Below are 12,221 nucleotides of genomic sequence, written 5' to 3' on the forward strand. Positions count from 1 at the left end.
GGAGGGATTATTCCACGATGAACAGCGGCTTACCAGTCATCTCTTGCGGGATTTCCATGCCCATCAGCGCCAACATAGTTGGTGCGATATCGGAAAGCTTGCCGCCGTCGACTGCTTTCAGATTTTTCTCGCCAACGTAGATCAGCGGAACCGGCAGGTTGGTATGGGCTGTATGCGCCTGCCCAGTCGCCGGGTCACGCATCTGTTCAGCGTTTCCGTGGTCTGCGGTGATCAGCAACTGGCCGCCAACGGATTCAACCGCTTTCGCAACTTGATCGACACAATTATCCAGCGCTTCAACGGCTTTAATTGCCGCATCCATCACGCCGGTGTGGCCGACCATGTCGCCGTTCGGGTAGTTACAGATGATGGTGTCGTATTTACCGCTCTTGATTGCCGCGACCAGTTTTTCGGTCAGCTCTTCGGAGCTCATTTCCGGTTGCAGATCGTAGGTTGCGACTTTCGGGGAGTTGATCAGAATGCGGTCTTCACCTTTGAACGGTTCTTCTACACCGCCGTTAAAGAAGAAGGTGACGTGTGCGTATTTCTCGGTTTCGGAGATACGCAACTGAGTTTTGTCGTTTTTCGCCATCCACTCGCCGAAGGTATTTGCCAGAGACGCCGGCGGGTAAGCGCACGGTGCTTTGATGTCGGCCGCGTATTCGGTCAACTGGATGAAGTCGCCCAGTTTCACTTCTTTCTGACGTTTGAAACCGTCGAAATCAGCGTTTACGAATGCGCGGGTGATTTCACGCGCGCGGTCAGCACGGAAGTTCATGAAAATCAGCGCATCGCCGTCTTCCATTGCAGCATCGGCCTGGCCTGCTGCGCGGATAACGGTCGCTTTCACGAACTCATCGTTTTCGTCACGTGCGTAGGCCGCCTGCAGGCCTTCTACCGCTGTGTCAAACTGGAACTCGCCTTTGGCCAGGGTCATCAGGTTGTAGGCTTGTTCAACGCGATCCCAACGGTTGTCGCGATCCATAGCGTAGTAACGGCCAATGATAGACGCTACGCGGCCTTTACCCAGGGCGGCAAATTTGTCTTCGAATTTTTTCAGCGAGCCTTCAGCGCTGCGTGGCGGCGTGTCGCGGCCATCGAGGAATGCGTGCAGATAGATTTTTTCCGCACCGCGTTCGGCAGCCAGTTCAACCATCGCCATAATGTGATCTTCGTGGCTATGAACACCGCCCGCAGAGAGCAGACCCATAATGTGCACGGCTTTGCCTGCTTTCGCGGCTTTATCAACCGCGCCGCACAGCACCGGGTTCGCGAAGAATGCGCGATCTTTAATTTCCACGTCGAGACGGGTCAGATCCTGATACACGATACGGCCCGCGCCCAGGTTCACGTGACCCACTTCGGAGTTGCCCATCTGACGATCAGGCAGGCCAACTTCCAGACCGGATGCGTCGATCAGAGTGTGTGGACGTTTGGCCCACAGGGCGTCCATGACAGGGGTTTTTGCGCTGAAGATAGCGTTATCCTGGTGTTCTTCGCGATAACCGTAGCCATCAAGGATTACCAGTACCATAGGTTTTTTAGAAACCGACATTGCGACAACCTCATGCTCGAAGGAGATAAAAAATTTTGCGTAATTTTACTACAGCTGAATCGATCAAACAGCCACTGAAGATCAAAAAAAGGGGAAGGATTAAGCAATGAAAGGGCGCTTTTGTGGCATTTTTTCCGGAGTACGCCGCAGAAAATAGATTACATCGCGCGGCCTGGCTGTATTTGCTCCACTGCACAGGTATACTCCTTCCCTGGTTTTTTAATCATTAAGTCGGGAGTCGTTACCCCCCATGCAAGAAATTATGCAATTTGTTAGCCGTCACCCTGTGCTGAGCATCGCATGGATCGCCTTACTGGTGGCTGTATTGTTCACCACGTTTAAAGGCCTGGCGTCTAAAGTTAAAGTGATTACCCGTGGTGAAGCTACGCGTCTTATCAACAAAGAAGACGCGGTGGTTGTCGACCTGCGTCAGCGCGATGATTTCCGTAAAGGCCACATCGCAGGCTCCATCAACCTGCTGCCGGCGGAAGTGAAAGCCAACAACGTGGGTGAGCTAGACAAGCACAAGAATAAGCCGGTGATCGTCACCGACGGTTCTGGCATGCAGGCACAGGAATCCGCAAACGCGCTGATTAAAGCGGGTTTTGAACAGGTTTATGTGCTGAAAGAAGGTATTGCAGGCTGGAGCGGCGAAAATCTTCCTTTAGTTCGCGGTAAGTAAGGAGAATTGTCATGGCTACTATCGAAATCTATACCAAAGCGACCTGCCCGTTTTGCCATCGCGCGAAAGCATTGCTGAGCAGCAAAGGCGTTACTTTCCATGAACTGCCGATCGATGGCGACGCGGAAAAACGCGAAGAGATGATTAAGCGCAGTGGCCGCACGACGGTTCCGCAGATTTTTATTGATGCACAGCACATTGGCGGCTGTGATGACTTGTATGCGCTTGATGCACGTGGTGGACTTGATCCCCTGCTGTGATAACGCATTTGCGTGAGCGTCATGCCGACACGTATCGGCTTGAAGAATAACGCGTATTTTAAGGACAACACGAAAGGGTTTTTACACATGTCTGAGCAAAACAACACCGAAATGAATTTCCAGATCCAGCGTATCTACACCAAGGACGTATCTTTCGAAGCGCCAAATGCACCGCACGTTTTCCAGAAAGATTGGCAACCAGAGGTTAAACTTGATCTTGATACGGCTTCCAACCAACTGGCGGAAGGCGTGTTTGAAGTGGTGCTGCGTGTCACCGTAACGGCGACGCTGGGCGAAGAAACGGGCTTCCTGTGTGAAGTTCAGCAGGGTGGTATTTTCTCCATCGAAGGTATCGAAGGTACTCAGATGGCGCACTGCCTGGGTGCTTACTGCCCGAATATCCTGTTCCCGTATGCGCGTGAATGCATCACCAGTCTGGTTTCCCGTGGGACTTTCCCGCAACTGAACCTTGCGCCGGTTAACTTTGATGCGCTGTTCATGAACTACTTGCAGCAGCAGTCCGGTGAAGGTGCAGAACAACATCAGGATGCCTGATGAACGCACTTAATGCTTCAATGACTGTGATCGGTGCCGGTTCGTACGGCACCGCTCTTGCCATCACGCTGGCAAGAAACGGCCACCAGGTCATACTCTGGGGCCACGACCCCGAACATATCGCGACGTTACAGCGTGACCGCTGCAACGTGGCGTTTCTTCCCGATGTTCCCTTCCCGGATTCTCTGCATCTCGAAAGCGATCTCGCGACGGCGCTGGCCGCCAGCCGCAATATTCTGGTCGTTGTGCCAAGCCATGTATTCGGGCAGGTACTGCGTCAGATGAAACCGCTGATGCGCAGTGATGCGCGCGTGGTGTGGGCGACGAAAGGGCTGGAAGCGGAAACGGGGCGTCTGTTGCAGGACGTGGCGCGAGAAGCCCTTGGCGATGATATTCCGCTGGCGGTGATCTCCGGCCCAACGTTTGCGAAAGAACTGGCAGCAGGCTTGCCGACTGCAATTTCTTTGGCATCAACCGACCCGGTATTTGCCGACGACCTGCAGCAACTGCTGCACTGTGGCAAAAGTTTCCGCGTTTACAGCAACCCTGATTTTATCGGTGTGCAGCTGGGCGGGGCGGTGAAAAACGTCATCGCTATTGGCGCGGGGATCTCGGACGGCATCGGTTTTGGCGCGAATGCCCGTACGGCGCTGATCACACGTGGCCTGACGGAAATGTCACGTCTGGGCGCGGCGCTGGGCGCTGATCCGGTCACCTTTATGGGAATGGCCGGGTTAGGCGATCTGGTGCTGACCTGTACCGACAACCAGTCGCGTAACCGTCGTTTCGGCATGGCGCTGGGGCAAGGTGCAGACGTTCAGGATGCGCAGGATAAAATCGGCCAGGTGGTCGAAGGTTACCGTAATACTAAGGAAGTTCGCGAATTGGCCCACCGTGTGGGTGTCGAAATGCCAATAACCGAGGAAATTTATCAGGTATTGTATTGCGGAAAAAGCGCGCGCGAGGCAGCATTGACGTTATTGGGTCGTGCTCGCAAGGACGAACGCAGCGGCAAGTAAATACAGGAAACCTTTGTCACCTCAAATGACCCGGCTGGCACAGAACTGGCCGGTCATTCATTATCGTCTGGAGTAAGCAATGTCGTGTGAAGAACTGGAGATTGTCTGGAACAACATTAAAGCCGAAGCCCGGGCACTGGCCGATTGTGAGCCGATGCTGGCCAGCTTTTATCACGCGACGCTACTCAAGCATGAAAATCTCGGCAGCGCTCTTAGCTACATGTTAGCTAACAAGCTGGCATCACCGATTATGCCTGCCATCGCCATTCGCGAAGTGGTGGAAGAAGCCTACGCGGCTGACCCGGAAATGATCGCGTCTGCAGCCTGTGACATTCAGGCGGTGCGCACGCGTGACCCGGCGGTAGATAAATACTCTACGCCGCTGCTTTACCTGAAAGGCTTTCACGCATTGCAGGCTTACCGTATCGGCCACTGGCTGTGGTTGCAGGGGCGACGTGCGCTGGCAATCTTCCTGCAAAATCAGGTCTCTGTGACGTTCCAGGTTGACATCCACCCGGCCGCGAAAATTGGCCGTGGCATCATGCTCGACCACGCCACCGGCATCGTGGTGGGTGAAACGGCGGTGATTGAGAACGACGTCTCGATTCTGCAATCGGTCACCCTGGGGGGTACCGGTAAAACCAGCGGCGATCGTCACCCGAAAATCCGCGAAGGCGTGATGATTGGCGCGGGCGCGAAAATCCTCGGTAATATTGAAGTCGGACGCGGCGCGAAAATTGGCGCAGGCTCTGTGGTTCTGCAACCCGTGCCGCCGCACACGACCGCTGCTGGCGTACCGGCACGTATTGTCGGCAAGCCAGACAGCGATAAGCCGTCGATGGATATGGATCAACACTTCAACGGCATTCACCATACGTTTGAGTATGGCGACGGGATTTAATTTAACTTCGTAAAATGGCGCCCGGATATCCCAGCTGGCGCCACGCTTCATACACCACCACCGACACCGCATTTGACAGGTTCATGCTGCGGCTGTCCGGCATCATCGGAATACGAATTTTTTGTTCCGGCGGCAGGGCATCCAGAATAGACGCTGGCAGGCCGCGCGTTTCCGGGCCAAACATCAGATAGTCGCCATCCTGGTAGCTCACCGCACTGTGCGCGGGCGTGCCTTTGGTAGTCAGAGCAAACAGTCGCTGGGGTTTCTCTGCCTCAAAAAACGCGTCGTAGTTTTGATAACGCGTGACGGCAGTAAATTCGTGATAATCCAGTCCCGCGCGGCGCAGACGCTTATCGTCCCAGGTAAACCCCATCGGTTCGATGATGTGCAGACGAAAGCCCGTGTTGGCGCAAAGGCGGATGATATTGCCAGTATTTGGCGGGATTTCTGGTTCGAATAAAACGATGTTAAGCATGCTGCCCCCTTAAATGCGGTGGGCAGGATAGCAGAAAATAACGTCACCCTCACCCTAACCCTCTCCCTGAGGGAGAGGGGACAGGTCGTGCATGGTGAGGGTTTTCTCCCTGAGGGAGAGGGGACAAATCGTGCACGGTGTGGGTTTTCTCCCTCTCCCTGTGGGAGAGGGCCGGGGTGAGGGGTAAGCCTCCTACGCCGCATTCCCCTTCGCCAGCGGGGCCAGTGCTGCTGGCAAGGTTTTACCCAGCTCCTGCACCAGTGAATCGCGGCTGATTTCACCAATCGTTTTCGCGCCGGTCAGCGTCATCGCCACCTTCATCTCTTTTTCAATCAGGCTCAGCAGATTCGCCACGCCCGCCTGACCCGCCGTTGCCAGCGCATAAAGATACGCACGTCCCAGCAGTACGGTATCTGCACCCAGCGCAATCATACGCACCACGTCCAGCCCGTTGCGAATGCCGCTATCCGCCAGAATCGCGATATCGCCTTTCACCGCATCGGCAATTGCCGGCAGCGCACGGGCAGAAGAAAGCACGCCATCCAGCTGTCGACCACCGTGGTTGGAGACCACAATGCCGTCCGCGCCAAAGCGCACCGCATCGCGCGCATCTTCCGGATCGAGGATCCCTTTGATCACCATCGGGCCATCCCAGAATTCACGGATCCACTCCAGGTCTTTCCACGAAATCGACGGATCGAAGTTGTTCGCCAGCCAGCCGATGTAATCTTCCAGTCCGGTTGGTTTGCCGAGGTAGGCGGAGATATTACCCAGATCGTGCGGACGACCGTTCAGCCCGACATCCCACGCCCATTGCGGATGCGTGACCGCCTGCCAGTAGCGACGCATCGCGGCATTCGGGCCGCTCATGCCAGAATGGGCATCACGGTAACGCGCGCCCGGTGTCGGCATATCAACCGTAAAGACCAGCGTGGAGCAACCCGCCGCTTTTGCGCGTTCCAGCGCATTACGCATAAAACCCCGGTCGCGCAGCACGTACAGCTGGAACCACATTGGGCGCTTGATGGTTGGCGCGACCTCTTCTATGGGGCAGACGGAGACGGTCGAGAGCGTAAAGGGGATACCGTGAGCATCGGCCGCCGCCGCGGCCTGCACTTCGCCGCGACGGGCATACATACCGCACAGGCCAACCGGCGCAAGGGCGACCGGCATGGAGAGCTTTTCCTTAAACAGCGTGGTTTCCAGGCTGAGGTCGGCCATGTTCTTCAGCACGCGCTGGCGCAGTGCCACCTGAGATAAATCTTCCACGTTGCGGCGCAGGGTGTATTCCGCATACGCGCCGCCATCGATGTAGTGGAACAGGAACGGCGGCAGAATGCGCTCGGCGGCGGCACGGTAGTCACTCGCGGCTGAAATAATCATGCTTTTTTCTCCCTGGAATTTTCAGCGTGGTCGTCGGGCAGGCGGGTGATGCGTGCCTGGCGAGCCAGATCTTCATCAAAACGTTTAATGGTGGTGTGGACGAAACCTAAATGGGCCATCATCGCCTGGCGCGCACCTTCGGCGTCACCGGCCACAATGGCATCGAGAATGGCCTGATGTTGTTCGGTCAGGCGGGCAAAGACCGGTGGCACCAGATACATGCGCTGGCGGCTTTGCTTCACTGAGGATTGCAGCAAATCGAAGAAACCTCGCATGGTTTGCAGCAGCACGACGTTATGTGAGGCTTCGGCAATGGCCAGATGAAAACGGACATCGGCCTGCGAGGCGAGATCCGGGTCTTCACTGAGTGTTGCTTCAAAGCAGAGGGTGATTTTCTCTTTGTCGGCCTCCGTTGCGCGCATGGCGGCGTGCCAGGCGGTGCTGCCTTCAATGGCGTGGCGCGCTTCCAGAATGTCGAAGCTGTAATCCGGGTCATCGGCCAGCAGCGTTTTCAGCGGCTGAACGATGTTTTGCTCTGACCACGCTTCATGTGGCCAGCGCACAAACGTGCCGCCGCCGCGACGGCTGAGCAGCACGCCTTCACTGACCAGCGTCGCCAGCGCTTCGCGCAGGGAATTGCGCGACACGCCAAGCTGAGCGGCTAACTGGCGTTCGGCGGGCAACTTCATGCCCGCTTCCAGCTGTTGTTCTTCAATCAGCGCCCGTACGCGAGAGGCAATCTCGTCGGACAGGCGTCTGGGCATCACTATCATGGGATCATCCAGGTTAAGACATAGGCCTGAAGCGTGGTAATTACGCCCACCATGCAGGTGAATATCAGGCTGTGTTTCACGGTAAAGCGGAACAGATCCGACTCTTTGCCCACCAGACCCACCGCCGCACAGGCGATGGCGATAGACTGCGGCGAAATCATCTTGCCGGTCACGCCGCCGGTGGTGTTGGCGGCAACCAGCAACACGTCAGAGACGCCAATCTGCTGCGCGGCGGTGGCTTGCAATGCGGCAAACAGCGCGTTTGATGAGGTGTCTGAACCGGTCAGGAATACGCCCAGCCAGCCGAGGAACGGTGAGAAGAAGGTAAACGCATGACCGGTATGCGCTAATGCCAGCGCCAGCGTCGACGACAGGCCGGAGTAGTTCGAGATAAACGCGAACGCCAGCACCATCCCGATGGAGTAAATCGGCAGCGCCAGTTCTTTCAGCGTGGTACCGAAAGTGCTGATAGCGTCCTTCGGCTTCATGCGTAGCCAGACAATAGACAGCAGCGCCGCAAACAGAATGGCGGTACCTGTGGCCGACAGCCAGTCGAACTTATAGACCGCCGCGTAGGCCGTGGCTTCGCTTACCACCGGTGGCATACGGGCAACCAGCTTGTCGAGGTACGGAACCGGAATATTAATCACGAATTCATACATTGCACCGCCCGGCGCGAAAAGCGCTTTAAACGGCGGAATACTCCACAGCGTAACGGTGGCAGTCAGGAACAGGAACGGCGACCAGGCGCGAACAATCTGCCCGGCGGTATAGTTGGTGCGCGCCAGCGTCTGGTCAACCTGGGACGCGCCCATATCGCCAAAACGGAAAATACGTACCGGCTGCCAGCGTTTCAGGAACAGCGTCAGGCAGACCAGAGAAACCAGCGAAGAGATAATGTCCGGCAGTTCCGGGCCAATAAAGTTAGAGCTGAGGTACTGAGCAATCGCAAACGAACCGCCAGCAACCATTACCGCAGGCCAGGTCTCTTTAATCCCACGCCAGCCGTCCATAATCGCCATGATCCAGAACAGCACGATAATGGTCAGGAACGGAAGCTGACGGCCTACCATCTGGCCGATTTCAAAGCTATCCAGGCCGGTGACCTGTCCGGCGACCAGAATTGGAATGCCCATCGCGCCAAAGGCTACTGGCGCCGTGTTAACGATCAGGCACAGACCCGCGGCATACAGCGGGTTAAAGCCTAAGCCAACCAGCAGCGCGGCGGTAATCGCCACCGGTGCGCCAAACCCAGCCGCGCCTTCCAGGAAGGCACCGAAGGAGAAACCGACGATCAGCATCTGCAAACGTTGGTCGGGTGTAATGGACAGTATTGATGATCGGATGATGTCGAACTGCCCGGTTTTCACCGAAATTTTGTAGACGAAAACGGCGGCGATAATAATCCATGCAATCGGCCACAGGCCATAGAAGAAGCCGTAGACCACCGACGCCAGCGCGTTATCCACCGGCATTTTGTAGAACAGCAGGGCTACGGCGAGCGCGATGGCGACGGTCCAACTGGCGGCGATATAGCCTTTCAGCTTGAGCTTAATCAGCGCGAAGAAGAAAAAGAGGATCGGTAGCGATGCTATCAGGCTCGACAACCAGATGTTATTGGCCGGGTCATAGTTTTGTTGCCAGAGGCTCATTGTGCAGGTCTCCTGGGGGCCAATACCCTGCTTTGCGGTGAGTCTGCGCTCATCTCGGCATCACAGTTTATGTAAAAGTGGCCCTTCCAATATGATGGTGTAGGGATAATGACAATGAATGGTTAACTAATTGTTATGTTCTGGCAACGATATTGTATGAATAAATAGCGAGATTGTGAACCACTGGAAGGAAATAACAGAATTGGTTGGGCCAATTGGGTGAGGAGAAAAGAATTGCCGGATGGCGCTACGCTTATCCGGCCAACGGTAATGACCTGTCAGCCAGGCACGGTAAGCGAAGCACCACCGGATATCATCTGTATCGATCAGAACGCAGTTTTGGCGTAACCGGTCATCACTTCGAGACCCATCTCGCGACCCAACGCGGTCATGGGGTGAACCACGACCAGCCCACGCACGCTTTTCTTCAGCTTGCCCATGTCGGCCTGCTCTTTTTTGGTGATGGCACGCTGGAAAGGCATCTTCATCAGTTTCTGCGCTTCTTTGCTCAGTTTCTGGCTGTGCACTTCGCGCAGACGCGCGATTTCAACTTCCAGCTTCTCTTTTTCGGTTTCCAGCTCGGCGTATTTCTCGGCGCCTTCAACCAGCGACAGTTCAGCCTGTTGATGACGGATCGCGTCCAGACGGTCGCTCAGGCGTTTGATTTCGTTTTTTTCGATTTCTTTCATTTGCGGATATCTGATAAAAAAATGACGTAATAGCGCATAGTATGCGCGACAGCGATCATAACCGATAGCGAATTATATAAAATAGTCTTATTACATCTGTACTTATTTACCAGCGTATTATTAGTAATCCCATGAATTTATTGTAATTTAAGAGAAATGGTTATGCAGATCTCTTTTTTAGCATGCCGTCACGAGAATCCGCACATTTTCCTCAAACGGATCGCCCTTAATTGTCCATTCTGAAGAGAGGAATCATGAGGAGGACGACGTTATGGGCAAACTTGGCGAAAACGTACCACTAGTCATCGACAAAGCCGTCGATTTTATGGCGTCCAGTCAGGCATTTATGGAGTATCTGAAGAAATCACCTCGCCTGAGTCACGTACCGGAAGAGATCCCGGAAGAGAAAGCGGCGATGTTTCTGGAGCGATTAGAACACTACCGCAAACTTTATCAGCCGGTCGAAAACCAGGCGAAAGAAGTTTGACGGTGTTATTTCTGAAAGGCTTTTTTCAAGCTGATTCGGGAAATCAGCTCGGTCAGAGAAAGTACCATCGTTGAGCGAACGACCTGTTGATAGCGCTGTTTTTGCATTGCCAGCAGGTCGGCATCGCTATCGTCAAAGAGCGGCGCGGGCGGCAGGGCAGAGACGCAGTGCAGCTCACCCAGCGGCCCAAGAATTTCATCATCCGTGAAGGCATATTCGCTGCCGTCATGGTTCAGCTCTTCACGCAGTGCCATCAGCAGCTCCGCATCTTCATACTCATGACGGCTAATCACGCCCAGCCCATAGATAAGCTTGAGCCGGACCGAAAGATCGCCCAGCGGGCCGCTACCGTCCAGCAGCGGTTCGACGGCGTATTTCACCGCATAATCGTCTTTGCGGAACACCTGAAGCACCAGAATATTGACCGCCTCGGTCAGTAACTCGACGGCGGCAATCAAGAAGCTTCTGACGGTTTTGCCAGCATTCAGACGCTCAAGCACACGGTTTTCAAAAGCCTGTGTTTCTTCCATTATTGCCTGCATATCTGACAATCTAGTATTCAGGCGCAGGATAGCCTGCGCCGGGTCTTGCATCATTTGCTGGCGTTATAGAGGGCGACGGCGGCTTTCACCACGTCGCTGTTTGCGTCCAGACCAGAGATCTGCGCCAGCGCGGCCTGCGGGCCTTTTTCATCAATCAGCGCGGCCAGTTCCTGCGCCTGCGGATCGTCTTCACTGCGGAAATGCATCGCTGCGGCGATACCTTTCACCAGGTTAACGTGCGGCAAACCGTACTCCAGCGTGCCCAGCAGCGGTTTAATCAGACGGTCGCCCGCGCTCAGTTTACGCAGCGGCTGACGGCCTACACGCTCAACGTCATCTTTCAGATACGGGTTTTCAAAACGACCGAGGATTTTCTGAATGTATGCGGCATGTTTTTGCGCATCAAAACCGTAGCGTTTGATCAGCACCGCGCCGCTCTCTTCCATCGCGCCTTTTACTACCGCGCGGATTTTCTCATCGAGAATCGCGTCGCGGATAGTTTGATGCCCGGTCATTTTGCCGAGGTAGGCGGTTATAGCATGACCTGTGTTCAGCGTGAAGAGTTTACGTTCGACAAATGCCATCAGGTTATCGGTTAATTCCATGCCCGGAATGTTCGGCAGCGTGCCTTTGAACTGGGTTTTATCGACGATCCACTCGCTGAAGGTTTCAACGGTCACTTCCAGCGGGTCATTGGTTGCAGAGGCAGACGGCGGCACGATACGGTCAACGGCGGAATCCACGAAACCGACGTTCGCTTCCACCCAGGCTTTTTCGTCTTCGGCAACGGCGGCCATTACGTGGCCTTTCAACTGGCTGGTGCCGCGCACCATGTTTTCACAAGCAATAATGTTCAGCGGGGTATTGACGCCCTGTGCTTTGCGTTTCGCGAGACCTTTGGCGATAGCCGGTGCAATCCGTTCAAGTACAACCGGGCCCACGGCGGTGGTCACCAGGTCCACCTGGGCAATCAGGTCGATAACGTCGTCACCAATGCTGCTGACCGCGTTAACGCCAGAAACGGTATCAACCTGCTCATTTTCACCCACAACGTGAACCTGATAGCTATGACGGGCATTCAGGGCATCCAGAACGACCTGGTTTACATCGGCGAACGTCAATGTAATGCCCGCGTCGGCCAACAGTTTGCCGATAAAGCCACGTCCAATATTACCTGCGCCAAAATGTAATGCTTTCATAGTGTTAACCTTCATTAATGTTTTTGACCCGAGAGGGCTGGGGTGAGGC

General features: G+C 55.0%; 14 protein-coding genes. 6 read left to right on the plus strand and 8 right to left on the minus strand.

The annotated features are described in order from the left end of the window. Nucleotides 1-7: 7 nt before the first annotated feature. Complete coding sequence (gpmM, locus tag DBY68_RS13395) at nucleotides 8-1,555, minus strand: 2,3-bisphosphoglycerate-independent phosphoglycerate mutase (protein WP_108476514.1); 1,548 nt, start codon at nucleotides 1,553-1,555, stop codon at nucleotides 8-10. A 250-nt stretch (nucleotides 1,556-1,805) separates the two neighbouring features. Between gpmM and DBY68_RS13400 the strand changes: the two genes are divergently transcribed. The 5 genes from DBY68_RS13400 (at nucleotide 1,806) to cysE (ending at nucleotide 4,972) form a co-directional block, all read left to right on the plus strand. Beyond that, on the plus strand, nucleotides 1,806-2,237 hold the full coding sequence (locus tag DBY68_RS13400) for a rhodanese-like domain-containing protein (RefSeq protein WP_108476513.1): 432 nt from the start codon (nucleotides 1,806-1,808) through the stop codon (nucleotides 2,235-2,237). An 11-nt stretch (nucleotides 2,238-2,248) separates the two neighbouring features. After that, the gene (gene grxC / locus DBY68_RS13405) at nucleotides 2,249-2,497 is read left to right on the plus strand and encodes a glutaredoxin 3 (protein WP_108476512.1); all 249 of its coding nucleotides are present in this window, start codon (nucleotides 2,249-2,251) and stop codon (nucleotides 2,495-2,497) included. Between the two features lie 87 nt (nucleotides 2,498-2,584). Further along, nucleotides 2,585-3,052: a protein-export chaperone SecB gene (gene secB, locus DBY68_RS13410; protein WP_041686358.1), complete on the plus strand. Its 468-nt coding sequence runs from the start codon at nucleotides 2,585-2,587 to the stop codon at nucleotides 3,050-3,052. Next, entirely contained in the window at nucleotides 3,052-4,071 is a 1,020-nt protein-coding gene (gene gpsA, locus DBY68_RS13415; protein WP_108476511.1) for an NAD(P)H-dependent glycerol-3-phosphate dehydrogenase, read from the plus strand. Before secB ends, gpsA begins: the two co-directional genes overlap by 1 nt. 79 nt (nucleotides 4,072-4,150) lie before the next feature. Next, complete coding sequence (gene cysE, locus DBY68_RS13420; protein WP_015962494.1) at nucleotides 4,151-4,972, plus strand: serine O-acetyltransferase; 822 nt, start codon at nucleotides 4,151-4,153, stop codon at nucleotides 4,970-4,972. Between the two features lies 1 nt (nucleotide 4,973). On the opposite strand, the gene trmL is transcribed toward cysE, so the two are convergent. The 5 genes from trmL to DBY68_RS13445 form a co-directional block, all read right to left on the minus strand. Continuing rightward, complete coding sequence (gene trmL / locus DBY68_RS13425) at nucleotides 4,974-5,447, minus strand: tRNA (uridine(34)/cytosine(34)/5-carboxymethylaminomethyluridine(34)-2'-O)-methyltransferase TrmL (protein ID WP_108476510.1); 474 nt, start codon at nucleotides 5,445-5,447, stop codon at nucleotides 4,974-4,976. Nucleotides 5,448-5,639: 192 nt separating this feature from the next. After that, nucleotides 5,640-6,830 carry a quinone-dependent L-lactate dehydrogenase gene (gene lldD / locus DBY68_RS13430; protein ID WP_108476509.1) on the minus strand — a complete coding sequence of 397 codons (1,191 nt, stop codon included), beginning with the start codon at nucleotides 6,828-6,830 and terminating at the stop codon, nucleotides 5,640-5,642. After that, nucleotides 6,827-7,603: a transcriptional regulator LldR gene (lldR, locus tag DBY68_RS13435; RefSeq protein ID WP_108476508.1), complete on the minus strand. Its 777-nt coding sequence runs from the start codon at nucleotides 7,601-7,603 to the stop codon at nucleotides 6,827-6,829. The genes lldD and lldR overlap by 4 nt, the downstream gene beginning before the upstream one ends. Continuing rightward, nucleotides 7,600-9,255, minus strand: a complete 1,656-nt coding sequence (gene lldP, locus DBY68_RS13440) for an L-lactate permease (protein WP_108476507.1) — start codon at nucleotides 9,253-9,255, stop codon at nucleotides 7,600-7,602. Before lldP ends, lldR begins: the two co-directional genes overlap by 4 nt. Before the next feature lie 326 nt (nucleotides 9,256-9,581). Then, the gene (locus DBY68_RS13445) at nucleotides 9,582-9,944 is read right to left on the minus strand and encodes a YibL family ribosome-associated protein (protein ID WP_108476506.1); all 363 of its coding nucleotides are present in this window, start codon (nucleotides 9,942-9,944) and stop codon (nucleotides 9,582-9,584) included. A 271-nt stretch (nucleotides 9,945-10,215) separates the two neighbouring features. Here DBY68_RS13445 and DBY68_RS13450 point away from each other — a divergent pair, with 271 nt between their 5' ends. Next, a complete protein-coding gene (locus tag DBY68_RS13450) occupies nucleotides 10,216-10,431 on the plus strand; it encodes a hypothetical protein (protein ID WP_094311752.1) in 216 nt (71 codons plus the stop codon). A 5-nt stretch (nucleotides 10,432-10,436) separates the two neighbouring features. Here DBY68_RS13450 and mtlR read toward each other — a convergent pair whose 3' ends face one another. Next, entirely contained in the window at nucleotides 10,437-11,027 is a 591-nt protein-coding gene (gene mtlR / locus DBY68_RS13455; RefSeq protein WP_108476505.1) for a mannitol operon repressor MtlR, read from the minus strand. Then, complete coding sequence (mtlD, locus tag DBY68_RS13460) at nucleotides 11,024-12,172, minus strand: mannitol-1-phosphate 5-dehydrogenase (RefSeq protein WP_108476504.1); 1,149 nt, start codon at nucleotides 12,170-12,172, stop codon at nucleotides 11,024-11,026. Before mtlD ends, mtlR begins: the two co-directional genes overlap by 4 nt. Between the last annotated feature and the right edge of the window lie 49 nt (nucleotides 12,173-12,221).

Source organism: Pseudocitrobacter sp. RIT415, from assembly GCF_003057695.2.
Taxonomy (GTDB): domain Bacteria; phylum Pseudomonadota; class Gammaproteobacteria; order Enterobacterales; family Enterobacteriaceae; genus Pseudocitrobacter; species Pseudocitrobacter faecalis.

Bases quoted from the DNA above. Each gene is read 5' to 3' on its own strand.
- mtlR (WP_108476505.1), bottom strand. From the start codon at position 11,027: ATGATGCAAGACCCGGCGCAGGCTATCCTGCGCCTGAATACTAGATTG.
- lldD (WP_108476509.1), bottom strand. From the start codon at position 6,830: ATGATTATTTCAGCCGCGAGTGACTACCGTGCCGCCGCCGAGCGCATT.
- gpmM (WP_108476514.1), bottom strand. From the start codon at position 1,555: ATGTCGGTTTCTAAAAAACCTATGGTACTGGTAATCCTTGATGGCTAC.
- DBY68_RS13445 (WP_108476506.1), bottom strand. From the start codon at position 9,944: ATGAAAGAAATCGAAAAAAACGAAATCAAACGCCTGAGCGACCGTCTG.
- lldP (WP_108476507.1), bottom strand. From the start codon at position 9,255: ATGAGCCTCTGGCAACAAAACTATGACCCGGCCAATAACATCTGGTTG.
- trmL (WP_108476510.1), bottom strand. From the start codon at position 5,447: ATGCTTAACATCGTTTTATTCGAACCAGAAATCCCGCCAAATACTGGC.
- mtlD (WP_108476504.1), bottom strand. From the start codon at position 12,172: ATGAAAGCATTACATTTTGGCGCAGGTAATATTGGACGTGGCTTTATC.
- gpsA (WP_108476511.1), top strand. From the start codon at position 3,052: ATGAACGCACTTAATGCTTCAATGACTGTGATCGGTGCCGGTTCGTAC.
- lldR (WP_108476508.1), bottom strand. From the start codon at position 7,603: ATGATAGTGATGCCCAGACGCCTGTCCGACGAGATTGCCTCTCGCGTA.
- DBY68_RS13450 (WP_094311752.1), top strand. From the start codon at position 10,216: ATGGGCAAACTTGGCGAAAACGTACCACTAGTCATCGACAAAGCCGTC.
- secB (WP_041686358.1), top strand. From the start codon at position 2,585: ATGTCTGAGCAAAACAACACCGAAATGAATTTCCAGATCCAGCGTATC.
- cysE (WP_015962494.1), top strand. From the start codon at position 4,151: ATGTCGTGTGAAGAACTGGAGATTGTCTGGAACAACATTAAAGCCGAA.
- DBY68_RS13400 (WP_108476513.1), top strand. From the start codon at position 1,806: ATGCAAGAAATTATGCAATTTGTTAGCCGTCACCCTGTGCTGAGCATC.
- grxC (WP_108476512.1), top strand. From the start codon at position 2,249: ATGGCTACTATCGAAATCTATACCAAAGCGACCTGCCCGTTTTGCCAT.